This window comes from Streptococcus mitis (assembly GCF_946190065.1).
GTDB classification, from domain to species: domain Bacteria; phylum Bacillota; class Bacilli; order Lactobacillales; family Streptococcaceae; genus Streptococcus; species Streptococcus mitis_DE.
In genome coordinates, this window is sequence record NZ_CAMHZD010000001.1 from 51,943 (window position 1) to 77,049 (window position 25,107).

General features: G+C 40.6%; 21 protein-coding genes. 18 read left to right on the forward strand and 3 right to left on the reverse strand.

The genetic code is table 11. The annotated features are described in order from the left end of the window. Window positions 1-10: 10 nt before the first annotated feature. From pta to OCF96_RS00305, 8 genes are all read left to right on the forward strand, one after another. Window positions 11-985 (forward strand): phosphate acetyltransferase, encoded by a 975-nt coding sequence (gene pta, locus OCF96_RS00270; protein WP_000451571.1) that lies wholly within the window; start codon window positions 11-13, stop codon window positions 983-985. Window positions 986-1,220: 235 nt separating this feature from the next. Next, on the forward strand, window positions 1,221-2,396 hold the full coding sequence (gene mutY / locus OCF96_RS00275; RefSeq protein ID WP_023947456.1) for an A/G-specific adenine glycosylase: 1,176 nt from the start codon (window positions 1,221-1,223) through the stop codon (window positions 2,394-2,396). Window positions 2,397-2,451: 55 nt separating this feature from the next. Then, window positions 2,452-3,159, forward strand: coding sequence for a response regulator YycF (yycF, locus tag OCF96_RS00280; protein ID WP_000722072.1), 708 nt, complete (start codon window positions 2,452-2,454; stop codon window positions 3,157-3,159). Next, on the forward strand, window positions 3,152-4,510 hold the full coding sequence (gene vicK / locus OCF96_RS00285) for a cell wall metabolism sensor histidine kinase VicK (protein WP_261444599.1): 1,359 nt from the start codon (window positions 3,152-3,154) through the stop codon (window positions 4,508-4,510). Before yycF ends, vicK begins: the two co-directional genes overlap by 8 nt. Next, complete coding sequence (locus OCF96_RS00290; protein ID WP_000004960.1) at window positions 4,503-5,312, forward strand: MBL fold metallo-hydrolase; 810 nt, start codon at window positions 4,503-4,505, stop codon at window positions 5,310-5,312. Before vicK ends, OCF96_RS00290 begins: the two co-directional genes overlap by 8 nt. 90 nt (window positions 5,313-5,402) lie before the next feature. Next, the gene (gene relB, locus OCF96_RS00295; RefSeq protein WP_000208079.1) at window positions 5,403-5,645 is read left to right on the forward strand and encodes a type II toxin-antitoxin system RelB family antitoxin; all 243 of its coding nucleotides are present in this window, start codon (window positions 5,403-5,405) and stop codon (window positions 5,643-5,645) included. A gap of 1 nt (window position 5,646) precedes the next feature. Further along, window positions 5,647-5,901: a type II toxin-antitoxin system RelE family toxin gene (locus OCF96_RS00300; RefSeq protein ID WP_004239453.1), complete on the forward strand. Its 255-nt coding sequence runs from the start codon at window positions 5,647-5,649 to the stop codon at window positions 5,899-5,901. A 42-nt stretch (window positions 5,902-5,943) separates the two neighbouring features. After that, window positions 5,944-6,621 (forward strand): potassium channel family protein, encoded by a 678-nt coding sequence (locus OCF96_RS00305; RefSeq protein ID WP_000566124.1) that lies wholly within the window; start codon window positions 5,944-5,946, stop codon window positions 6,619-6,621. A 37-nt stretch (window positions 6,622-6,658) separates the two neighbouring features. On the opposite strand, the gene OCF96_RS00310 is transcribed toward OCF96_RS00305, so the two are convergent. Both OCF96_RS00310 and OCF96_RS00315 read right to left on the reverse strand, forming a co-directional pair. Continuing rightward, window positions 6,659-7,006, reverse strand: a complete 348-nt coding sequence (locus OCF96_RS00310; protein WP_000434630.1) for a DUF6568 family protein — start codon at window positions 7,004-7,006, stop codon at window positions 6,659-6,661. A gap of 111 nt (window positions 7,007-7,117) precedes the next feature. Beyond that, window positions 7,118-8,836: a phospho-sugar mutase gene (locus tag OCF96_RS00315; protein WP_261444600.1), complete on the reverse strand. Its 1,719-nt coding sequence runs from the start codon at window positions 8,834-8,836 to the stop codon at window positions 7,118-7,120. 152 nt (window positions 8,837-8,988) lie between these two features. Between OCF96_RS00315 and OCF96_RS00320 the strand changes: the two genes are divergently transcribed. From OCF96_RS00320 to OCF96_RS00360, 9 genes are all read left to right on the forward strand, one after another. After that, a complete protein-coding gene (locus OCF96_RS00320; protein WP_261444602.1) occupies window positions 8,989-10,890 on the forward strand; it encodes an ABC transporter ATP-binding protein in 1,902 nt (633 codons plus the stop codon). Between the two features lie 63 nt (window positions 10,891-10,953). Then, the gene (gene ligA, locus OCF96_RS00325) at window positions 10,954-12,912 is read left to right on the forward strand and encodes an NAD-dependent DNA ligase LigA (RefSeq protein ID WP_261444603.1); all 1,959 of its coding nucleotides are present in this window, start codon (window positions 10,954-10,956) and stop codon (window positions 12,910-12,912) included. A gap of 116 nt (window positions 12,913-13,028) precedes the next feature. Beyond that, window positions 13,029-15,308 (forward strand): type I pullulanase, encoded by a 2,280-nt coding sequence (gene pulA, locus OCF96_RS00330; RefSeq protein ID WP_143952050.1) that lies wholly within the window; start codon window positions 13,029-13,031, stop codon window positions 15,306-15,308. A 313-nt stretch (window positions 15,309-15,621) separates the two neighbouring features. After that, window positions 15,622-17,550 carry a 1,4-alpha-glucan branching protein GlgB gene (gene glgB, locus OCF96_RS00335; protein WP_049550961.1) on the forward strand — a complete coding sequence of 643 codons (1,929 nt, stop codon included), beginning with the start codon at window positions 15,622-15,624 and terminating at the stop codon, window positions 17,548-17,550. Beyond that, window positions 17,540-18,682 carry a glucose-1-phosphate adenylyltransferase gene (locus OCF96_RS00340; RefSeq protein WP_049550962.1) on the forward strand — a complete coding sequence of 381 codons (1,143 nt, stop codon included), beginning with the start codon at window positions 17,540-17,542 and terminating at the stop codon, window positions 18,680-18,682. Before glgB ends, OCF96_RS00340 begins: the two co-directional genes overlap by 11 nt. After that, a complete protein-coding gene (gene glgD / locus OCF96_RS00345) occupies window positions 18,672-19,811 on the forward strand; it encodes a glucose-1-phosphate adenylyltransferase subunit GlgD (RefSeq protein ID WP_049550963.1) in 1,140 nt (379 codons plus the stop codon). The genes OCF96_RS00340 and glgD overlap by 11 nt, the downstream gene beginning before the upstream one ends. Then, on the forward strand, window positions 19,808-21,241 hold the full coding sequence (glgA, locus tag OCF96_RS00350) for a glycogen synthase GlgA (RefSeq protein ID WP_049544250.1): 1,434 nt from the start codon (window positions 19,808-19,810) through the stop codon (window positions 21,239-21,241). The genes glgD and glgA overlap by 4 nt, the downstream gene beginning before the upstream one ends. A gap of 58 nt (window positions 21,242-21,299) precedes the next feature. Further along, complete coding sequence (gene serB, locus OCF96_RS00355; RefSeq protein WP_261444604.1) at window positions 21,300-21,944, forward strand: phosphoserine phosphatase SerB; 645 nt, start codon at window positions 21,300-21,302, stop codon at window positions 21,942-21,944. 8 nt (window positions 21,945-21,952) lie between these two features. Then, window positions 21,953-23,068, forward strand: a complete 1,116-nt coding sequence (locus OCF96_RS00360; RefSeq protein ID WP_261444606.1) for a glycerate kinase — start codon at window positions 21,953-21,955, stop codon at window positions 23,066-23,068. Here OCF96_RS00360 and OCF96_RS00365 read toward each other — a convergent pair. Continuing rightward, the gene (locus OCF96_RS00365; RefSeq protein ID WP_049550966.1) at window positions 23,065-23,511 is read right to left on the reverse strand and encodes a YueI family protein; all 447 of its coding nucleotides are present in this window, start codon (window positions 23,509-23,511) and stop codon (window positions 23,065-23,067) included. The two genes, OCF96_RS00360 and OCF96_RS00365, sit on opposite strands and share 4 nt — an antisense overlap. A gap of 163 nt (window positions 23,512-23,674) precedes the next feature. On the opposite strand from OCF96_RS00365, the gene eno reads away from it, so the two are divergent. Then, window positions 23,675-24,979: a surface-displayed alpha-enolase gene (gene eno, locus OCF96_RS00370; protein ID WP_000022824.1), complete on the forward strand. Its 1,305-nt coding sequence runs from the start codon at window positions 23,675-23,677 to the stop codon at window positions 24,977-24,979. Window positions 24,980-25,107 lie beyond the last annotated feature (128 nt).

Genomic DNA, 25,107 nt, shown 5'->3' on the forward strand with positions numbered 1-25,107 from the left:
GAGAAAACTCATGGAAGTTTTTGAAAGTCTCAAAGCCAACTTGGTTGGTAAAAATGCTCGTATCGTTCTCCCTGAAGGGGAAGAACCTCGTATTCTTCAAGCGACTAAACGCTTGGTAAAAGAAACAGAAGTGATTCCTGTTTTGCTTGGAAATCCTGAAAAAATTAAAATTTATCTTGAAATCGAAGGTATTGAGGACGGTTATGAAGTCATCGACCCTCAACACTACGATAAATTTGAAGAAATGGTTGCTGCTTTAGTGGAGCGTCGCAAGGGCAAAATGTCTGAAGAAGATGCACGCAAGGTTTTGGTTGAAGATGTCAATTATTTTGGTGTTATGTTAGTATACCTGGGCTTGGTTGATGGAATGGTGTCAGGTGCGATTCACTCAACTGCTTCAACAGTTCGCCCAGCTCTTCAAATCATCAAAACTCGTCCAAATGTTACTCGTACTTCAGGTGCCTTCCTCATGGTTCGTGGTACGGAACGTTACCTATTTGGTGACTGTGCCATCAACATCAATCCAGATGCAGAAGCCTTGGCTGAAATTGCCATCAACTCAGCAATCACAGCTAAGATGTTTGGCATCGAACCTAAAATTGCTATGCTAAGCTATTCTACTAAAGGGTCAGGTTTTGGTGAAAGTGTTGATAAGGTTGTTGAAGCCACTAAAATTGCTCACGACTTGCGTCCTGACCTTGAAATCGATGGGGAATTGCAATTTGATGCAGCCTTCGTTCCAGAAACTGCAGCTCTGAAAGCTCCTGGAAGTACGGTTGCTGGTCAAGCAAATGTCTTTATCTTCCCAGGTATCGAGGCAGGAAATATCGGCTACAAGATGGCTGAACGTCTTGGTGGCTTTGCGGCTGTTGGACCTGTTTTGCAAGGTTTGAACAAGCCAGTTAACGACCTTTCTCGTGGATGTAATGCTGATGATGTCTACAAGTTGACCCTTATCACAGCAGCCCAAGCTGTTCATCAATAAGATTCAGTCCTCTTTCCCTCGGGAAGAGGCTTTTTATACTCAATGAAAATCAAAGAGCAAACTAGGAAACTAGCCTCAGGTTGCTCAAAGCACTGCTTTGAGGTTGCAGATAAGACTGACGAAGTCAGGAACCATACCTACGGCAAGGCGACGTTGACGTGGTCTGAATTTGATTTTCGAAGAGTACTAATACTAGGAAAAGGACAGTTAGAATCTTCTGTGTTATACTAGAGATATGTTAGATTTGAAAGAATACGGTATCGTCATGTGGCCGGAGGAGAAGATCATTTCTTTCCGTGAGAAACTTCTCGCTTGGTATGATGAAAACAAAAGAGATTTACCGTGGCGTAGAAGTAAAAATCCTTATCATATCTGGGTGTCTGAAATTATGCTCCAGCAAACTAGGGTGGATACGGTTATCCCTTATTACGAACGATTCTTGGACTGGTTTCCAACAGTAGAAAGTTTGGCGAATGCGCCTGAAGAGCGTTTGTTGAAGGCTTGGGAAGGTTTGGGTTATTATTCTCGAGTTCGTAATTTACAGGCTGCAGCCCAGCAGATTATGACTGATTTTGGTGGTCAATTTCCAAACACCTATGAAGGAATTTCCAGCTTGAAAGGAATTGGACCTTACACTGCAGGAGCCATTTCCAGTATTGCTTTTAACTTGCCTGAGCCAGCTGTAGATGGTAATGTCATGCGTGTTTTGGCACGTCTATTTGAAGTTAATCACGATATTGGGATTCCAAGTAATCGTAAAATTTTTCAGGCAATGATGGAAATCTTGATTGACCCAGAAAGGCCTGGTGACTTTAATCAAGCTTTGATGGACTTAGGATCTGATATTGAGGCGCCTGTAAATCCCAGACCAGAAGAAAGCCCAGTTAAGGACTTTAGTGCGGCATATCAGAATGGCACAATGGACCGTTATCCAATTAAGGCTCCCAAGAAAAAGCCTGTTCCAATTTATCTTAAAGCCTTGGTGGTCAAAAATACTCAGGGACAATTTTTACTTGAAAAAAATGAAAGTGAAAAGCTATTGGCAGGTTTTTGGCATTTCCCCTTGATAGAAGTTGATAACTTTTCGCAAGGAGAGCAGTTTGACCTCTTTCATCAGGTTGCAGAAGAAAGCGTGAACTTTGGTCCCAGTCCAGAAGAGAGTTTCCAGCAGGACTATGACCTAGATGTTGATTGGCTTGATATTTATTTTGAGACTGTCAAGCATATCTTTAGTCATCGTAAGTGGCATGTTCAAATTGTAGCAGGTCAGGTGAGTGACTACAATGACTTTCCAGATAGGGAAGTTCGCTGGCTTTCACCAGAAGAGTTTAAGAATTACCCACTTGCCAAACCCCAACAAAAAATCTGGCAGGCTTATGCACAAGCCAACTTAGACAGTAGTAAAGACTAGCTATTGTGTCTTCTTTTTATTTTTTTGATATAATAGTAGAGAAAAAGGTGAACAAATGAAAAAAATATTAATTGTAGATGATGAAAAACCAATCTCGGATATTATCAAGTTTAATATGACCAAGGAAGGTTACGAGGTTGTAACTGCTTTTAATGGTCGTGAAGCACTAGAACAATTTGAAGCAGAGCAACCAGATATTATTATTCTGGATTTGATGCTTCCCGAAATTGATGGTTTAGAAGTTGCAAAGACTATTCGTAAGACGAGTAGTGTTCCTATTATCATGCTGTCAGCTAAAGACAGCGAATTTGATAAGGTTATTGGTTTGGAGCTTGGAGCGGATGACTATGTGACAAAACCCTTCTCAAATCGTGAGTTGCAGGCGCGTGTTAAAGCTCTTCTTCGTCGTACGGACTTGGTTTCTGTAGATAATCAAGAGTCAGATGAAAAGAAAACCCAACCTTTGCAAATTGGGGACTTGGAGATTGTACCAGATGCCTATGTGGCTAAAAAATATGGTGAAGAACTAGACTTGACCCACCGTGAATTTGAACTTTTGTACCACTTGGCTTCTCATATTGGTCAAGTGATTACCCGTGAACACTTGCTTGAAACGGTCTGGGGGTATGATTATTTCGGAGATGTTCGGACTGTTGACGTAACTATCAGACGTTTGCGTGAGAAGATTGAAGATACACCTAGTCGTCCAGAGTATATCCTAACACGTCGTGGTGTTGGTTATTATATGAGAAATAATGATTGAATTGATTAGAAAAAATATTCTTACTAGTGATTTTATCTTCATTTTAATTTTATTGGGTTTTATCTTGATTGTTACCTTGCTTTTGCTAGAAAATCGGCGAGATAATATTCGGTTGAAGCAAATTAATCAAAAAGTTAAAGACTTGATTGCAGGAGATTATTCTCAGGTATTGGATATGCAGGGAAGCTCTGAAATCACTAATATTACCAATAATCTCAATGATTTATCAGAAGTAATCCGTTTGACCCAAGAAAATCTGGAACAAGAGAGTAAACGATTGCACAGTATCCTCTCTTACATGACAGATGGAGTCCTCGCGACCAATCGTCGTGGTAAGATTACTATGATTAATGACATGGCTAAGAAACAGCTAGGTGTTCAGAAGGAAGATGTTCTCAATAAAAGTATTCTAGAATTACTTAAGATTGAAGATGAGTATGAACTTCGTGATTTGATTACCCAAGTTCCTGAACTCATGATTGATTCTCAGGATGCCAATGGTGAGTATCTGAGCCTTCGTGTACGCTTCGCCTTGGTGCGTCGTGAGTCTGGATTTATCTCAGGTTTGGTAGCTGTTTTGCATGATACGACGGAGCAGGAGAAGGAAGAACGCGAACGAAGACTCTTTGTTTCCAACGTTAGTCATGAGTTACGGACGCCTCTGACTAGTGTAAAATCCTATCTTGAAGCCTTGGATGAGGGAGCCTTGTCAGAACCTGTTGCACCAGACTTTATCAAGGTGTCTCTAGACGAAACCAACCGTATGATGCGGATGGTGACAGACCTTCTCCATCTTTCTCGAATTGATAATGCAACTAGTCACCTAGATGTGGAACTGATTAACTTCACAGCCTTTATTACCTTTATTCTTAACCGCTTTGATAAGATGAGGGGATCAGACGAAGAAAAGAAATATGAATTGGTTAGAGATTATCCGATTACGTCTGTCTGGATTGAAATTGATACAGACAAGATGACGCAGGTGATTGATAATATTCTCAACAATGCCATTAAATATTCTCCAGATGGTGGAAAAATCACAGTGACCATGAAGACGACTGATGATCAGATGATTTTATCCATCTCAGACCAAGGATTGGGTATTCCTAAGCAGGATTTGCCACGTATCTTTGACCGTTTCTACCGTGTGGATCGTGCTAGAAGCCGTGCTCAAGGTGGAACAGGGCTAGGACTGTCTATCGCTAAAGAAATTATCAAACAACATAATGGTTTTATTTGGGCCAAGAGTATATATGGTAAGGGATCAACCTTTACCATTGTGCTCCCTTATGATAAGGATGCAGTGAAGGAAGAAGTATGGGAGGAAGAAATAGAAGACCAGAATGAGTGAAACAGGCTTTAAATACAGTATTTTAGCGTCGGGTTCCAGTGGAAATTCCTTTTATCTGGAAACGCCAAAAAAGAAACTTTTAGTGGATGCAGGCTTATCTGGTAAGAAAATCACCAGCCTACTTGCTGAAATAAATCGCAAGCCAGAAGACTTGGATGCCATTTTGATTACCCATGAGCATTCAGACCATATCCATGGAGTCGGTGTGTTGGCTCGCAAGTATGGTATGGATCTTTACGCCAATGAAAAGACCTGGCAGGCTATGGAAAATAGCAAGTATCTTGGCAAGGTGGATTCTTCGCAAAAGCATATCTTTGAAATGGGCAAAACAAAAACCTTTGGAGATATCGACATCGAGAGTTTTGGTGTAAGTCATGATGCAGTCGCACCGCAGTTCTATCGCTTTATGAAGGATGACAAGAGTTTTGTCCTTTTGACAGATACAGGTTATGTTAGTGACCGTATGGCAGGAATTGTCGAGAATGCAGATGGCTATCTTATCGAGTCCAACCATGATGTAGAGATTTTGCGAGCAGGTTCTTACGCTTGGCGACTCAAACAACGAATACTATCGGATCTGGGTCACCTTTCTAACGAGGACGGTGCTGAAGCTATGATTCGTACCTTGGGAAACCGCACTAAGAAAATCTACCTTGGTCATTTATCTAAGGAGAACAATATCAAGGAACTGGCTCATATGACCATGGTAAATCAGTTGGCTCAAGCTGATCTTGGAGTTGGGATAGACTTTAAGGTATATGATACCTCACCAGATACCGCAACACCATTGACAGATATATAGAAAGAACGCTAAGAAGGTGTTCTTTTTATATTGACTGAACACCTAAAAAGTAATACAATGGTGTTACTATTAAAAAAGGGAGTGCAAAAGATGACTACTATTACATTAAAAGTTTCTGAAGCTGATAAAACATTTATGAAAGCAATGGCTAAGTTTGAAGGGGTTTCCCTGTCGGAACTTATCCGCACCAAAACTCTTGAAGCTCTAGAAGATGAATACGATGCTCGTGTGGCAGATTTAGCCTATCAAGAGTATTTAGAAGACTTGGAAAAAGGAGTTGAACCCATTACTTGGGAAGAAATGATGCATGATTTAGGCTTGGAGGATGAATAATTTGTATAAATTAGTTCCAACAAGACGTTTCATCAAGCAATTGAAAAAATTGGATCGTTATACGCAGAAGATAATTACAAACTATTTACAAACCAATGTTTTGGAAGACCCAAGACGACACGGAAAGGCTTTGGTTGGTAATCGCGTTGGTCAATGGCGCTATAGAATTGGTAATTATCGAGTTATCGTACAAATTGTAGATGATGAATTAGTCATTGCTACTTTAGAAGTTGGTCATCGGAGAGATATTTATTGAATTAAAGTTGAGTATATTCTGGTATTACTTGGATTTGCTGAGATGATTGATTTAGACAGTCCTCCATACAGTATTATTGACTTGCTACTTTGGTTTGTGTTTGTGGTAGATTATGGTTGGCGGTTCTTTTCAAGTAAAGCAAAATGGAGGTTTATACTTGAAAATATCTTTGACTTGTTAGCTATCCTTCCTTTAAATGCTATTTTTACAGTATTGCGATTAGGGCGTATCTTCCGCTTAGCAAGGCTGACAAAATTACTGAAACTGACTCGTTTACTTAGAATAATTGGACTTACAGGTAAATTAGAAAGAAAAATTAGTAGATTCTTACGGACAAATGGCCTGATTTATATCTTGTATGTTAATATTTTTATTGTTCTAGTAGGAAGTTCAATTTTATCTGTAGTTGAAGAAAAATCTTTCTCAGATAGTCTTTGGTGGGCTCTTGTGACAGTAACCACTGTTGGTTATGGTGATATTGTTCCAGTTTCCCTTTTTGGGAAATGGCTAGCTTTTTTATTAATGTTGGTAGGGATTAGTACAATAGGAATGTTAACAAGTGCCTTGACGAACTTTTTTGTAAAAGATAATCCAGATGAACAGATAAAACTTGATAAACTCCAAGACGAATTATCGGGCCAAAGAATATTAATAGAGAAACAATCTGAGAAAATCGAAGAACTGCATCGGATGATACAAGATTTGCTTGAAAAAACGTAATTTTGACCATTTAAAAACCACTCGATGAGTGGCTTTTTTACAATCCAGCGAAATCTTTGATTTCTTGTGCTGACATTGAAGAGTCGCAACGGACATTGATTTGTCCATCCGCAATGTGAACAAATCCTGGTACAGTTGGGATTCCGTAGCGTGAGCGGAATGCTTGCAACTCATTGAGTTGGCTTGGTTCTTCACTGTTGATGAAGTAGATGTGAGCTTTAGTGTCAGCTACGACACCTGCCAAGGTACCAGCAAATTTACGGCAGTAAGGGCAAGTTTTGCGACCGATAAAGAAGGTTGCAGTTTCTTTTTTATCAAGAGCTTCTTCCGCACGTGCTACTGTAGTGACTTCAAGGTCTTTGATATTATCTAAAAATTGTTCCATGAGATTACCTCGCTTTCATTGATAAGTCTAGTATGCCATAAAGTTTCTAAAATTGCTTAGATTTGATACGAAAAAAAGATGAGATTGGTTGGTCTCATCTTTTATAGGGCTTTATTTTACAAAAGCATTGATTTCTGCTTCGATGTTAGCGATTTTAGCTTGTGATTCTTCGTTGGTTTCACCTACAACTGCAATGTAGAACTTGATTTTTGGTTCTGTACCTGAAGGGCGAACAGCAATCCATGAACCGTCAGCAAGTGTGTATTTCAAAACATCACTTGGAGGAGTTGTCAAATTTGTAACAGTACCGTCAGCAGCAGTGGCAGTTTGAGCCTTGAAGTCTTCTACTACAGTGATAGCTGTTGCATTCCATTCTTTTGGAGCGTTGTTACGGAATTTAGCCATAATCGCTTTGATTTGTTCAGCACCATCAACACCTGAAAGGGTAACAGAGATAGTTTTTTCTGCGTAGTAGCCGTATTCTTTGTAGATTTCTTCGATACCGTCAGCAAGTGTCAAACCACGAGAACGGTAGTAGGCAGCAAGTTCAGCAACGACAAGAACGGCTTGAATAGCGTCTTTATCACGTACGAAAGGTTTAATCAAGTAACCGAAGCTTTCTTCAAATCCCATCATGTATGTGTGATTGTGTTTTTCTTCGAATTCTTGGATTTTTTCAGCGATAAATTTGAAACCTGTCAAAACGTTGAACATAGTTGCGCCGTAGCTTTCAGCAATCTTCGTTACCAAGTCAGTTGATACGATAGATTTGCAGAGGGCTGCATTTTCAGGAAGAGTTCCAGCGTTTTTGTGGGCTTCCAAGATGTATTTAGCCATGATGGCACCGATTTGGTTACCTGAAAGGTTGAGGTAGCTACCATCTTTTTGAAGAACTTCAACACCAACACGGTCAGCATCAGGGTCAGTTGCGACAAGAACGTCTGCACCAACTTGACGACCAAGTTCTTCAGCAAGTGCAAAGGCTGCTTGGCTTTCTGGGTTTGGCGATTTTACAGTTGAGAAGTCTGGGTCAGCAGTTGCTTGCGCTTCAACGACTTGAACAGAGTCAAATCCTGCTTGGGCAAGAGCACGACGAGCCAACATTTCACCAGTACCATGAAGTGGTGTGTAGACAATCTTCATGTCTTTACCGAATTCTTCAATCAAGGCTGGGTTGATGTTTACGTCCTTAACCTCTTTAAGGTATTCTACGTCAACAGCTTCGCCGATAACTTCAATCAAGCCAGAAGCTTTTTCAGCTTCCACATCAGCAACTTCTACCGCAAATGGATTTTCGATTGCACGGATATAAGTAGTCAAAGCGTCTGCGTCGTGTGGGGGCATTTGTCCACCGTCTTCACCGTAAACCTTGTAACCGTTAAATGGTGCAGGGTTGTGGCTGGCTGTGACCATGATACCCGCGAAACAGTTGAGGTGACGAACTGCAAATGATAGTTCTGGAGTTGGACGAAGGCTTTCAAATACATAAGATTTGATGCCGTGTTTAGCAAGAACTGCCGCAGATTCAAAGGCAAACTCTGGTGAGAAGTGACGGCTATCGTAGGCGATTGCGACACCACGTTCTTTTTCGTTTCCACCTTTTGACTCAATCAAACGAGCCAAACCTTCAGTAGCTTGGCGAACAACGTAGATGTTGATGCGGTTTGTACCAGCACCAATCAAGCCACGCATACCTGCAGTACCAAATTCAAGATTTGTATAGAAGGCATCTTCCTTTATTTTTTCGTCCATATTTTCCAAATCTTGACGAAGGTAGTCAGGAAGCTCCGCAAAATCAACCCATTTTTGGTAATTTTCTTGGTAAGACATTAAAATTCTCCTTTTGTAAATTGTTTTAACCGTTCACATTATAGCATTTTTTAGCATTTTAGTAAAACCTTAGCATAATTTTCAGAATAGTGGTGACATATGCCGGTTTATCAAGTCTTGAATGCCTTAGGGAAACATGCTATACTACTTGTATGATTATTTTACAAGCTAATAAAATTGAACGTTCTTTTGCTGGAGAGGTTCTTTTTGATAATATCAACTTGCAGGTTGATGAACGAGATCGGATTGCTCTTGTTGGGAAAAATGGTGCAGGTAAGTCTACTCTTTTGAAGATTTTGGTTGGAGAAGAGGAGCTAACTAGTGGTGAAATCAATAAGAAAAAAGATATTTCTCTATCTTACCTAGCCCAAGATAGTCGTTTTGAGTCTGAAAATACCATCTACGATGAGATGCTTCATGTCTTTGATGACTTACGTCGGAATGAGAACCAACTTCGTCAGATGGAATTGGAGATGGGTGAAAAGTTTGGTGAAGATTTAGAGAAACTGATGTCAGATTACGACCGCTTATCTGAGAATTTTCGCCAAGCAGGTGGCTTTACCTATGAAGCTGATATCCGAGCGATTTTAAATGGATTCAAGTTTGACGAGTCTATGTGGCATATGAAAATTGCTGAGCTTTCTGGTGGTCAAAATACTCGTTTGGCTCTAGCCAAAATGCTACTTGAAAAGCCAAACCTCTTGGTCTTGGACGAGCCAACCAACCACTTGGATATTGAAACGATTGCCTGGCTAGAGAATTACTTGGTAAACTATAGCGGTGCCCTTATTATTGTCAGCCACGACCGTTATTTCTTGGATAAGGTTGCGACGATTACGCTGGATTTGACCAAGCATTCTTTGGATCGCTATGTGGGGAATTACTCTCGTTTTGTTGAGTTGAAAGAGCAGAAGCTAGCTACTGAAGCAAAAAACTATGAAAAGCAACAAAAGGAAATCGCTGCTCTGGAAGACTTTGTCAATCGCAATCTAGTCCGAGCTTCAACGACCAAACGTGCCCAATCTCGTCGTAAACAACTGGAAAAAATGGAACGTCTGGACAAGCCTGAAGCTGGTAAAAAAGCAGCCAACATGACCTTCCAGTCTGAAAAAACGTCGGGCAATGTTGTTTTGACTGTTGAAAATGCGGCTATTGGCTATGATGGGGAAGTACTGTCAGAGCCTATCAACCTAGACCTTCGTAAGATGAATGCTGTCGCTATTGTTGGTCCCAATGGTATTGGCAAGTCAACCTTTATTAAGTCTATAGTGAACCAGATTCCGTTTATCAAGGGAGAAAAGCGATTTGGGGCTAATGTTGAGGTGGGTTACTATGACCAAACCCAAAGTAAGCTGACACCAAGTAATACTGTATTAGATGAGCTCTGGAATGATTTTAAACTGACACCAGAAGTTGAAATCCGTAACCGTCTAGGTGCCTTCCTTTTCTCTGGTGATGATGTTAAAAAATCAGTCGGCATGCTGTCAGGTGGCGAGAAAGCTCGTTTGCTTTTGGCTAAATTGTCTATGGAAAACAATAACTTCTTGATTCTGGATGAGCCAACCAACCACTTGGATATTGATAGCAAGGAAGTGCTAGAAAATGCCTTGATTGACTTTGATGGAACTCTTCTATTCGTCAGTCATGACCGTTACTTTATCAATCGTGTGGCAACTCATGTTTTGGAATTGTCTGAGAAGGGTTCGACTCTTTACTTGGGAGATTACGACTACTATGTTGAGAAGAAAGCAGAAGTAGAAATGACTCAGGCTGAGGAAGATTCAACTCACAATCAAGTAAAAGAATCAAGTCCAGTCAATGACTATCAGGCCCAGAAAGAAAGTCAAAAAGAAGTTCGCAAACTCATGCGACAAATCGAAAGTCTAGAAGCTGAAATTGAAGAGCTAGAAAGTCAAAGCCAAGCCATTTCTGAACAAATGTTGGAAACAAACGATGCCGACGAACTCATGGAATTGCAGGCTGAGCTGGACAAAATCAGCCATCGTCAGGAAGAAGCCATGCTTGAATGGGAAGAATTATCAGAGCAGGTGTAAGATTTCTAAGTTTTCTGCCCTTCTCCATTGTGAGGAGGGCTTAATTTATGGTAAAATGGTTTTATGAATAAAAGAATGAATGAGTTAGTCGCCTTGCTCAATCGCTATGCGACTGAGTATTATACCAGCGATAATCCGTCGGTTTCAGACAGTGAGTACGACCGCCTTTACCGAGAGTTGGTTGAGTTAGAAACTGCCTATCCAGATCAAGTGCTAGCAGACAGTCCTACCCATCGTGTCGGTGGCAAGGTTTTAGATGGTTTTGAAAAATACAGTCATCAGTATCCTCTTTATAGTTTGCAGGATGCTTTTTCACGTGAGGAGCTTGAAGCTTTTGATGCGCGTGTTCGTAAGGAAGTGGCTCATCCGACCTATATTTGTGAGCTGAAAATCGATGGCTTATCTATCTCGCTGACTTATGAAAAGGGGATTTTCGTTGTTGGGGCAACGCGTGGAGATGGTTCTGTTGGGGAGAACATCACAGAAAACCTCAAGCGTGTTAAGGACATTCCTTTGACCTTGCCAGAAGAACTAGATATCACAGTTCGTGGGGAATGTTACATGCCACGCGCTTCTTTTGACCAGGTTAACCAAGCTCGCCAAGAAAATGGAGAGTCTGAATTTGCCAATCCTCGTAATGCGGCAGCAGGAACTCTGCGTCAGCTGGATACAGCAGTAGTAGCCAAGCGTAACCTTGCCACTTTCCTCTATCAAGAAGCCAGTCCGTCAACTCGTGATAGCCAAGAAAAGGTTTTGAAGCACCTAGAACAACTAGGTTTTGTGGTTAATCCTAAGCGAATTCTGGCTGAAAGCATGGATGAGATTTGGGATTTTATCCAAGAAGTAGGACAGGAACGGGACAATCTGCCTTATGATATCGATGGGGTGGTGATTAAGGTCAATGACCTAGCAGGTCAAGAAGAACTTGGCTTTACCGTTAAGGCTCCAAAGTGGGCTGTAGCCTACAAGTTTCCTGCTGAGGAAAAAGAAGCTCAGCTTCTATCAGTTGACTGGACTGTGGGGCGTACTGGTGTTGTGACCCCAACTGCCAACCTGACTCCTGTTCAGCTTGCTGGTACAACTGTTAGCCGTGCGACCCTACACAATGTGGACTATATTGCTGAAAAAGATATCCGAAAAGACGATACGGTTATCGTTTATAAGGCTGGGGACATCATCCCTGCCGTTTTACGTGTGGTAGAGTCCAAACGGGTTTCTGAAGAGAAACTAGATATCCCTACAAACTGCCCAAGTTGTGGTTCTGACTTGTTGCACTTTGAAGATGAAGTGGCCCTTCGTTGTATCAATCCGCGTTGCCCTGCCCAAATCATGGAAGGTTTGATTCACTTTGCTTCTCGTGATGCTATGAATATTACAGGCCTTGGTCCATCTATTGTTGAGAAGCTCTTTGCTGCTAATTTAGTCAAGGATGTGTCAGATATTTATCGTTTGAAAGAAGAAGATTTCCTCCTTTTAGAGGGGGTTAAGGAAAAGTCCGCTGGTAAACTTTATCAGGCCATCCAAGATTCAAAGGAAAATTCTGCTGAAAAGCTCTTGTTTGGACTAGGGATTCGCCATGTCGGAAGCAAGGCCAGTCAGCTGTTACTTCAACATTTTCACTCGATTGAAAATCTGGCCCAGGCAGATCCAGAGGAAGTGGCTAGTATTGAGAGTCTGGGTGGTGTGATTGCCAAGAGTCTTCAGACTTACTTTGCTACAGATGGATTTGAAATTCTCCTCAGAGAATTGAGAGAAGCTGGGGTCAATTTGACCTATAAAGGTCAGACTGTAGCAGCAGACGCAGCCTTGTCAGGTTTGACCGTTGTATTGACTGGAAAATTGGAACGGCTCAAGCGCTCAGAAGCTAAAAGCAAACTAGAAAATCTGGGTGCCAAGGTAACAGGCAGTGTTTCTAAAAAGACCGACCTCGTCGTTGCAGGAGCAGATGCTGGAAGCAAACTGCAAAAAGCACAAGAACTTGGTATCGAAGTTCGAGATGAAGCTTGGCTAGAAAGTTTGTAATGATCGTTTAAAAACAGAGTTTAGATAATATGACTATGTTTATTAATTGAGACGAGATTGACAAAAAATTATTAGTGAAATAGAAAGAAAATAGAAGTAAAAAGGAAAAATAAACAATGTATAACTACCCTATGCGCATTCATTACCATCGCAAGAATGGAGAATATGACACTTGCTCTTTTGTAAAAAGTCAGGACCAGCGAATTGATTTGCTGACCTACAAAGAAGATTATTTTGGTGCCTTATTTAGTTTTGAACACCCAAGTGCTTATGCCCTAGAAAGCTTGAATTTTGTGGTTCATACAGGTCAAACCAGTAAGGAATATGCTATCCGTTTTAATCACTATCCTCTTTTAACAGAGGTCTGGATTTTGGAAGGGGATGATAGGATTTATTATTCTGAAAATCCTGCTATTGCAAGTCCTTTCTATAAAAATCAAAATCCTTTTGCCTTTGATAAGGCTATTAACAGTGCCAGTTTTGACCATCATTGGGGTTACCAAGGGGAATTGGGGTGCCATGTAGAGGATAATCAAGCTCATTTTGCTCTCTGGGCTCCAACAGCGACAGAAGTGCAGGTTGTCGTTTATGAATCAGCCGCTAATGATGCTCCTGTTTGGAAGACATTTGAGATGGAGAGAGGCAATAGCTATTCCTATAATCATAAGGACAATACAATCGGTGTCTGGAGTTTGGATGTTGAGGAAGATTTGACTGGAAAAACTTATCAGTATCAGGTCCAATTCCCTCACCACCAAACACTGACACGCGATCCTTATACCATCGCGACCAGTCCTGATGGCAAACGTTCAGCTATTCTGAGTCATGAAGAGAAGCAAGTTGCAAACTTCGAGGTTAAGCATGGTTCTGATGCTACTTGGCGCTTGGCAAATCCATGTAAGGCAGTTATTTGTGAAATGCACATTCGTGATTTGACCAAATCACCGACCTCGGGTGTAGATGAACATCTTAGAGGAACTTTCTTGGGTGCTGCTCAGACTGGAACGGTTAACCAGTACGGTCAGTCAACTGCTTTTGATTACATCAAGAAGATAGGCTACAATTATGTTCAATTGCAACCAATTGCAGACCGTCATAAAGAATATGATGAGGACGGGAAAGTAACCTATAACTGGGGGTATGATCCACAAAACTATAACGCACCAGAGACGAGCCTTTCTACTAATCCAAATGATCCAGCTCAGGTTATTCGCGATTTGAAGACCATGGTTCAAGCTTACCACGATGCGGGAATTGGTGTTATTATGGATGTGGTCTATAACCATACCTTCTCAGTTGTTGATGCACCTTTCCAAACAACAGTCCCTGATTACTATTATCGTATGAATCCAGACGGTACCTTCCAGAATGGAACGGGTGTTGGAAATGAAACTGCCAGCGAACATGAAATGTTCCGCAAGTATATGATTGATTCTCTTCTATACTGGGTGCAGGAATACAATATTGACGGCTTCCGTTTTGACTTAATGGGGATTCATGATGTCAAGACCATGCAGATGATTCGTCAGAGCTTGGATGAAATCGACCCTAACATTATCCTTTATGGAGAAGGATGGGATATGGGAACAGGTCTTGCGCCTTATGATAAGGCCAAGAAAGACAATGCCTACCAGATGCCAAATATTGGTTTCTTTAATGACAATCAGCGTGATGCTGTAAAAGGTGGAGAAGTTTATGGTGCTATCAAGTCAGGTTTTGTTAGTGGTGCTGCGACAGAGCCAATTCTAGCCAAAGCAATCCTAGGAAGTCGTGAATTAGGAACCTATACACATCCAAATCAAGTGCTTAACTATGTAGAGGCCCATGACAATTACAATCTTCACGATTTGTTGGCAACCCTACATCCAGACCAAAGTTCAGAGCAAATCATGCGCAAGGTTGAGACAGCCACAGCTATGAACCTACTCATGCAAGGGATGGCCTTTATGGAAATCGGTCAAGAATTTGGTCGTACCAAACTGGTTGCGACTGGTGAAAATGGTGAACTGACCCATGATGATAGAGAACGTGCTATGAATAGCTATAATGCTCCAGACAGTGTGAACCAAGTGAACTGGGACTTGATTAATGAGCGTCAAGATAGTATTGCATTTATCCGTCAGATGATTCGATTGAAGACAGAAAGCAGTGCCTTTTCTTACCCAACTTATGATGAAATTTACCATCATGTTTTTGTTCATTCAGCAAATGAACATAGTGGTTTGATTGTCTATGAGATTCAAGGGGAAGACCATTTACTGGTTGTATTTAATGCTAAAGGGCAAGACTTCCAGTTTGAAAATGCTGGAAATCTAGAACTATTAGTGACCAATAGCCATTTAAGTGATAAAGACATGGTTGGTGGCGTCAGTGCCAGCGTCTTTAAAGTTTTGTAGAATAGATTTACAATTTAAATTCATTTATGGTGCTTTATCTGTTAATAAAATCAGGAGATTCGTTTCCTGATTTATTTTTTTACTTAAAATTATATTTTTGTTAGCTAAATAACGAACTTTATGATAGTATTATAAAAAAACAATTCGTTTTCAAAGCGTTTCTGAAAATTTCTTGATTTACAAGTGAACACATCAGTGAATTTGTTGAAGACTTTCAAAAGATTTTTTTGCAAATTCCGTAATTTACTTGAATCTTCCCTAAAAAGGTAGTATAATAAATCTATAGAAAACGCTTACAGAAATAGGAGGGTGTATGGATAAGAATAATGCTTTAAAAACCTTTATGACAGGTGAAAATTTTCACCTCCAGCACTATCTGGGAGCTCATAGGGAAGAAAAAAATGGAGAGTATGGCTATACTTTTCGTGTGTGGGCGCCTAATGCTCAGGCTGTTCACTTGGTAGGGGATTTCACCAATTGGGTTGAACATCAAATTCCGATGGAACGGAATGAATTTGGAGTCTGGGAAGTCTTTACCAGTCTTGCTCAAGAAGGCCAAATTTATAAGTACCATATCACACGTTCAAATGGTCATCAGCTGATGAAGATTGACCCTTTGGCTGTACGATATGAGGCACGACCTGGGACTGGTGCTATTTTAACAGATATTCCAGAAAAGAAATGGAAGGACGGTCTCTGGCTAGCTCGTAGAAAACGTTTGAGCTTTGAAGAGCGTCCTGTCAATATTTACGAGGCTCATGCTGGCTCTTGGAAGAGGAATCCTGATGGCAGCCCCTATAGTTTTGCTCAATTGAAAGATGAACTCATTCCTTACTTGGTTGAGATGAATTATACTCACATTGAGTTTATGCCCCTGATGTCTCACCCACTAGGTTTGAGTTGGGGCTATCAGCTTATGGGTTACTTTGCTTTAGAGCATGCCTATGGTCGTCCTGAAGAGTTTCAAGATTTTGTTGAGGAATGTCACTTAAACAATATAGGCGTTATCGTAGACTGGGTACCTGGTCACTTTACTATTAATGATGATGCCTTGGCTTATTATGATGGAACACCGACTTTTGAATACCAAGACCATAATAAGGCTCATAACTACGGTTGGGGAGCTCTCAATTTTGACCTTGGAAAGAATGAAGTCCAGTCTTTCTTGATTTCTAGTATTAAGTTTTGGATTGACTTTTACCATTTGGACGGTATTCGCGTGGATGCAGTTAGCAACATGCTCTATCTTGACTACGATGATGCTCCATGGACACCTAATAAAGATGGTGGCAATCTCAACTATGAAGGATATTATTTCCTTCAACGCTTGAATAATGTGATTAAACTAGTTCATCCAGACGTGATGATGATAGCTGAGGAAAGTTCATCAGCTACTCAGATTACTGACACTAAGGATTCAGATGGTCTAGGATTTGACTACAAATGGAATATGGGTTGGATGAATGACATCCTCCGATTCTACGAAGAAGATCCGATTTATCGTAAATATGACTTTAACCTAGTGACTTTCAGCTTTATGTATGTCTTCAAGGAGAACTATCTCTTACCATTCTCACACGATGAAGTGGTTCATGGCAAGAAGAGTATGATGCACAAGATGTGGGGAGATCGTTATAATCAATTCGCAGGCTTGCGTAATCTCTACACTTACCAAATTTGTCACCCTGGTAAGAAATTGCTTTTCATGGGTAGCGAATACGGCCAATTCCTAGAATGGAAATCTGAAGAACAGTTGGAATGGTCTAACCTAGAAGACCCAATGAATGTGAAGATGAAGTATTTTACATCTCAGCTAAACAAGTTCTACAAAGACCACCGCTGTCTGTGGGAAATTGATAACAGCTATGATGGTATTGAAATCATCGATGCGGATAATAGAGACCAGAGTGTTCTTTCCTTCATCCGTAAGGGTAAGAAGGATGATATGTTAGTCTGTATCTTTAACATGGCACCTGTTGAACGAAAAGATTTTACAATCGGACTTCCTGTTGCAGGGATTTACGAAGAGGTCTGGAATACTGAGTTAGAAGAGTGGGGAGGCGTTTGGAAAGAACATAATCAAACTGTGCAAACGCAAGAAGGGCTATGGAAAGATTATGAGCAGACCTTGACCTTTACCCTACCGGCTATGGGAGCAAGTGTTTGGAAAATCAAACGTCGCTTGAAACCTACTAAAACCGTCACAAGTAAAAACCAAAAAGGAGTAGAAAATGAAGAATGAAATGTTAGCTTTGATTCTTGCTGGTGGGCAAGGAACTCGTCTCGGTAAACTCACTCAAAGCATTGCAAAACCAGCTGTGCAATTTGGTGGGCTCTACCGTATCATTGACTTTGCTCTTTCAAACTGTGCCAACTCAGGCATCAACAATGTTGGAGTCATTACCCAGTACCAACCACTTGCTCTCAACAACCATATCGGGAATGGTTCAAGCTGGGGACTAGATGGTATCAATTCTGGTGTCTCTATTCTTCAACCTTATTCTGCAAGTGAAGGAAATCGTTGGTTTGAGGGGACTAGCCACGCTATTTACCAAAATATCGACTATATCGACAGTGTCAACCCTGAGTATGTCTTGATTCTATCTGGGGACCACATCTATAAAATGGACTATGATGATATGCTCCAGTCTCACAAAGATAATAATGCTAGTTTGACAGTCGCAGTTCTTGATGTTCCTCTTAAAGAAGCTAGCCGTTTTGGTATCATGAACACAGATGCCAATAACCGCATTGTTGAATTTGAAGAAAAACCAGCTCAACCTAAATCGACCAAAGCTTCTATGGGGATCTATATCTTTGATTGGCAACGTCTCCGCAATATGCTTGTTGCTGCTGAAAAGAGCAATGTCGATATGTCAGACTTTGGTAAGAATGTCATTCCAAATTACCTTGAGTCAGGTGAAAGTGTCTATGCCTATGAATTTAATGGTTACTGGAAAGACGTTGGTACGATTGAATCGCTTTGGGAAGCTAACATGGAATATATTTCACCAGAAAATGCCTTGGATAGCCGTAACCGTCAATGGAAGATTTACTCAAGAAACTTAATTTCACCACCAAACTTCCTCGGGGCAAATGCTCACGTGGAAGATTCCTTGGTTGTTGATGGCTGTTTCGTAGATGGAACTGTTAAACATTCTATCCTCTCAACAGGTGCGCAAGTTCGCGAAGGGGCAGAAGTAGTAGATTCAGTTATCATGAGTGGTGCAATTGTTGGTCAGGGAGCTAAAATCAAACGTGCCATTATTGGTGAAGGCGCAGTTATTTCTGATGGTGTCGAAATTGATGGAACAGAAGAAGTACAAGTTGTAGGATATGATGAAGTAGTGGGGGTAGCAACAGATGAAGATTGATAAATATTCTGCCATTTTAGGAAACACAGTTGGTTTTCATGATATGTCAACATTGACCGACCACCGTCCAGTAGCTAGTTTGCCATTTGGTGGTAAATATCGTTTGATTGACTTCCCGCTTTCAAGTCTTGCTAATGCTGGTGTCCGTAGTATTTTTGGTATTTTCCAACAAGACAATATCAGTTCAGTCTTTGACCATATCCGTTCTGGTCGTGAGTGGGGATTGTCAACTCTTCTTAGCCACTACTATCTAGGTATTTACAATACCCGTGTGGAAAGTAGTACAGTTGGAAAAGAATACTACCAACAGCTTCTTACTTATTTGAAACGTTCCGGCTCAAACCAAACAGTGTCACTTAACTGTGATGTTTTGATTAATATTGATCTGAACCAAGTATTCCACCTACACACTACAACAAAAGGTCCAATCACTGTAGTTTATAAAAAACTACCTAAAAAAGATATTTCAGAAGTAAATGCAATCTTAGAAGTGGATGAAACAGACCATGTCCGTTCTCATAAACTCTTTGATAGTAAATCATCAGATGAAGTTTACAATATGTCCACAGATATCTTTGTCGTCGATACACCTTGGTTGATTGAACGCTTAGAAGAAGAAGCTAAGAAAGAACATCCAGAGAAATTGCGTTATGTTTTACGGGATTTGGCGGTAAAAGAAGGGGCTTTTGCCTACGAGTACACAGGTTATCTGGCAAATATTCATTCTGTAGAGTCTTATTACAAAGCTAATAAAGATATGCTTGAATCTCAAAAATTCTACTCTCTCTTCTCACCAAATCAAAAGATTTATACAAAGGTCAAAAACGAAGAACCAACTTATTATGCTAATACATCTAAGGTAAGCACTTCTCAGTTTGCCTCTGGTAGTATCATTGAAGGTCAAGTGGCTAATTCTGTTTTATCACGTAATATTCATGTCCATAAGGATAGCTTGGTTAAAGATAGCATCTTATTCCCTCGTGTTGTTATTGGAGAAGGTGCTCAGGTAGAATATGCTATCTTGGACAAGGGTGTTGAAGTTGCGGATGGAGTTGTGATCCGTGGAACTGCAGAACATCCAGTCGTCGTTAAGAAAGGTGCTAAAGTAACAGAGGATATTCATTCATGAAAATTTTATTTGTAGCAGCTGAGGGTGCGCCCTTTTCAAAAACAGGTGGTTTGGGAGACGTCATTGGCGCTCTTCCTAAATCACTGGTAAAAGCGGGCCATGAAGTTGCAGTAATTTTACCCTACTATGACATGGTAGAGGCTAAATTTGGAAATCAGATTGAAGATGTTCTTCATTTTGAGGTGAGTGTTGGTTGGCGCAGACAGTATTGTGGGATTAAGAAAACAGTCTTAAACGGTGTGACCTTCTACTTTATTGACAACCAATATTATTTCTTCCGTGGTCATGTTTACGGCGATTTTGATGACGGAGAACGCTTTGCTTTCTTCCAACTAGCTGCCATTGAGGCTATGGAAAGGATTGACTTTATTCCTGATCTTCTCCATGTTCATGACTACCATACAGCTATGATTCCTTTCTTGTTGAAGGAAAAATACCGTTGGATTCAAGCCTATGAGGGCATTAAAACTGTTTTAACCATTCATAATTTGGAATTCCAAGGACAATTTTCAGAAGGAATGTTATGGGATTTGTTTGGAGTTGGCTTTGAGCGTTATGCTGATGGTACCCTTCGCTGGAATAACTGTCTGAACTGGATGAAGGCTGGTATTCTCTATGCGGATCGTGTTTCAACCGTTTCGCCTAGCTATGCTCATGAAATTATGACTAGTCAGTTTGGATGTAACTTGGATCAGATTCTTCGAATGGAGTCTGGTAAGGTCTCTGGTATCGTAAATGGGATTGATGCTGACCTTTATAATCCTCAGACGGATGCCCTTTTAGACTATCATTTTAATCAGGAAGATTTGTCTGGGAAGGCCCAGAATAAGGCAAAATTGCAAGAAAGAGTTGGCTTACCCGTTAGGACTGATGTTCTACTGGTGGGAATTGTTTCTCGTTTGACACGTCAAAAAGGTTTTGATGTGGTGGTGGAAAGTTTGCACCATATCTTGCAAAATGATATTCAGATTGTTCTTTTGGGAACTGGAGATCCAGCCTTTGAAGGAGCTTTCTCATGGTTTGCTCAAATCTACCCAGACAAGCTATCAGCAAATATCACTTTTGATGTCAAACTAGCTCAAGAAATCTACGCTGCTTGTGACCTCTTCCTTATGCCAAGTCGTTTTGAACCATGTGGTTTGTCTCAAATGATGGCTATGCGTTACGGAACCTTGCCATTGGTCCATGAAGTTGGTGGGTTGCGAGATACCGTTAAAGCCTTTAATCCAATTGAAGGAAGCGGTACTGGCTTTAGCTTTGACAATCTATCTCCTTACTGGTTGAATTGGACTTTCCAAACAGCTTTGGACTTGTATAGAAACCATCCTGATGTTTGGAGAAGTCTACAAAAACAAGCTATGGAGTGTGATTTCTCATGGGATACAGCCTGCAAGTCATACCTTGACTTGTACCATAGTTTAGTTAATTAATAGATAAAATCGTATGATGATTTCATACGATTTTTGGGCTATTTAGAGAGGAGGAGTGATGTCTCAAGTAAAAGGATTGTGTGTTATGGATGTTGATGGAACCTTAATCCTAGAAGAAGTAATTGATCTTTTGGGTAGAGAGGCAGGTCGTGAGGAAGAAATTTCGCAGATTACAAGTCGGGCAATGAGAGGAGAGTTGAACTTTGAAAGTAGTTTAAGAAAAAGAGTTTCCTTCTTGGAAGGCCTTCCTGTCTCTGTATTTGATAAATCTTTCGACTCTATTCATCTATCGCCAAATGCACAGATATTTATCTCTATTCTCCAAAAGAACGGAATCCTAGTTGGTCTGGTGTCTGGGGGCTTTACACCAATAGTTGCGAGATTAGCAAAATTCCTTAGTATTTCCTATTTCTCTGCCAACCAACTTGAAGATAAAGACGGCCATCTAACAGGAAAATTGATTGGAGAAATTATCAGTCCAGAGGTTAAAAAAGAGACTCTAGAACAATGGAGAGAGGAACTAAAACTTTCTAAAGAAAGAACAGTCGCAATCGGTGACGGGGCCAATGATCTATTAATGTTGAAGTCAGCAGGACTGGGAATTGCTTTTTGTGCCAAAGAGGTACTCAAAAAAGAAATACAACATCATGTTGACAAGAGGGATTTTTTAGAAGCTCTACCTTTGATTGACTGTTTAGAATGAGGGAAAATATGAAGATTGTAATTGCACCAGATTCGTTTAAGGAAAGCTTGTCCGCTCAACAGGTGGCTGAAGCAATAAAAAGAGGCTTCCAACAATCAATAGCAGATGTAGAATGTCTTCTCTGCCCTGTTGGTGATGGTGGCGAAGGTACAGTAGATTCCATTCGACATTCTCTTGACCTTGAAGAAAAATGGATCCAAGTGACAGGACCTTTTGGACAAAAAGAAGCAATGCGCTATTTTCAAAAAAGTCAACTGGCACTATTTGAAGTTGCCGACTTGGTTGGCCTTGGAAAAATTCCGCTAGAGAAACGAAATCCACTGCAAATCCAAACTTGTGGTATTGGAGAGTTGATTCGCCACCTCATTGTTAAAGGGATTAAAGAGATCTATATCGGTGTTGGTGGCACAGCCAGTAATGATGGAGGACTGGGGATTGCTACTGGTTTAGGCTATCAATTTTATGATAGGGATGGAAATGTCTTGCCTGCATGCGGTCAATCTTTACTAAACTTAGCTTCTGTATCAACAGAAAATCGCTATGAAATTCCTGAAGGTGTTCAAATTCGTATTTTGGCAGATGTCGTGAGTCCCTTATGTGGTCCTCAAGGTGCGACTTACACTTTTGGCAAACAAAAAGGCCTAGATCCTACTATGTTTGAGGCCGTAGATCAGGCAATCCAAGATTTTTATGAAAAAGTTTCACCTGCAACATTAGAAATTAAAGGAGCAGGAGCTGGTGGAGGAATTGCTGGCGGTTTGTGTGCCTTTGCTCAGGCAAATATCGTGTCTGGAATTGATACCTGCTTGGACTTAATCAACTTTGATAAGAATGTTTCAGATGCTGATTTGGTTATCGTTGGCGAAGGTAGACTGGACAGTCAAAGCTTTGCTGGGAAAGCGCCGATAGGCGTAGCAAAAAGAACCCCTGTCGGAGTTCCTGTCATTGCTATTTGTGGTAGTATTGCTGAGGATTTACCTTCCCTACCATTTGAGAATATCCAAGCGGCTTTTTCAATTTTGGAGAAAAGTGAACCTCTAGAAGATAGTTTGAAAAATGCCAGTCTCTATTTGGAGCACACGGCTGCCAATATAGGGCATTTATTAAATATGCGTAAGATTTAGCCAAACCATTTCTTCCAGATGGATGTTTTGGCTGGTTCTTCCTTTTTATCTTCCCAAAGTTTTGCAAAAGCAAGTCGAAGATCCTTTTCTTCTACTTGTACTGGTGCATTGCTATGGATAATCAGTCCGAAAGGAGAAGAAGCATGCTCTTCAGATACAATGGTAGCTTGACTATCAGTTTCTTTAGCTTCCTTTAAGTAGAAAACTTGCTTGTCAAATTCGATATTTGGAGAAATCTTTACAAATAGTGGCTCTGCTTTTTCTTGAAGGTTTTCTAAAATAGATAAAAAACCTTTTTCTAACTGAGGGCTATTTGCTGTGTCAATATCTGCATATCCAAGGACTCTTTCTTCAAAAGTACCAAGATAACGTCTTTGCTCATCCGGATTTATTTTTGGCCCACCATGAGCTTTTTCAAGTAATTGTTTTGATAAATCTGTCATGAAAACAGTATATCATAAAAGTTAGAATAAAACAGACAAAAGAAAGCGATTACTTCATAAAGTTAAGGAAAATTTGCACAAAGATAACGTTTTTTCTTGAAAAATGAGGGCTTTTAAGGTATTATAGAGGTGTAAAAAATTTAACTCATAAGGAGAGTAAAAAATGTCAATTATTACTGATGTTTACGCTCGCGAAGTCCTAGACTCACGCGGTAACCCAACACTTGAAGTAGAAGTTTACACTGAATCAGGTGCTTTCGGACGTGGTATGGTTCCATCAGGAGCTTCTACTGGTGAACACGAAGCAGTTGAACTTCGCGACGGTGACAAATCTCGTTACGGTGGTCTTGGTACACAAAAAGCTGTTGACAACGTAAACAACATCATTGCTGAAGCAATCATCGGCTACGATGTACGTGACCAACAAGCTATCGACCGTGCTATGATCGCACTTGACGGTACTCCTAACAAAGGTAAATTGGGTGCTAACGCAATCCTTGGTGTGTCTATCGCTGTAGCTCGTGCTGCTGCTGATTACCTTGAAATCCCACTTTACAGCTACCTTGGTGGATTCAACACTAAAGTTCTTCCAACTCCAATGATGAACATCATCAACGGTGGTTCTCACTCAGATGCTCCAATCGCTTTCCAAGAGTTCATGATCGTACCTGCTGGTGCACCTACATTCAAAGAAGCTCTTCGTTGGGGTGCTGAAATCTTCCACGCTCTTAAGAAAATCCTTAAATCTCGTGGTCTTGAAACAGCCGTAGGTGACGAAGGTGGATTCGCTCCTCGTTTCGAAGGAACTGAAGACGGTGTTGAAACTATCCTTGCTGCTATCGAAGCTGCTGGATATGTTCCAGGTAAAGACGTATTTATCGGATTTGACTGTGCTTCATCAGAATTCTACGATAAAGAACGTAAAGTTTACGACTACACTAAATTTGAAGGTGAAGGAGCTGCTGTACGTACTGCTGCAGAACAAATCGACTACCTTGAAGAATTGGTAAACAAATACCCAATCATCACTATCGAAGATGGTATGGATGAAAATGACTGGGACGGATGGAAAGCTCTTACTGAACGTCTTGGTGGTAAAGTTCAATTGGTTGGTGACGACTTCTTCGTAACAAACACTTCATACCTTGAAAAAGGTATCGCAGAAGGCGCAGCTAACTCAATCCTTATCAAAGTTAACCAAATCGGTACTCTTACTGAAACATTCGACGCTATCGAAATGGCTAAAGAAGCTGGTTACACTGCCGTTGTATCACACCGTTCAGGTGAAACTGAAGATTCAACAATCGCTGACATTGCAGTTGCAACAAACGCAGGACAAATCAAGACTGGTTCACTTTCACGTACAGACCGTATTGCTAAATACAACCAATTGCTTCGTATCGAAGACCAACTTGGTGAAGTAGCTGAATACCGTGGATTGAAATCATTCTACAACCTTAAAAAATAAAATAGTTCAGTGAACTATTTTATCCTGAACCTTGAAATTCAAAAGTTCGGCTGTTGATTTAACAACGTTTTAAGCCCCTCGGATTTGATCCGAAGGGCTTTTTTCTGTTCAGGGGGCAAAAAAGGGGC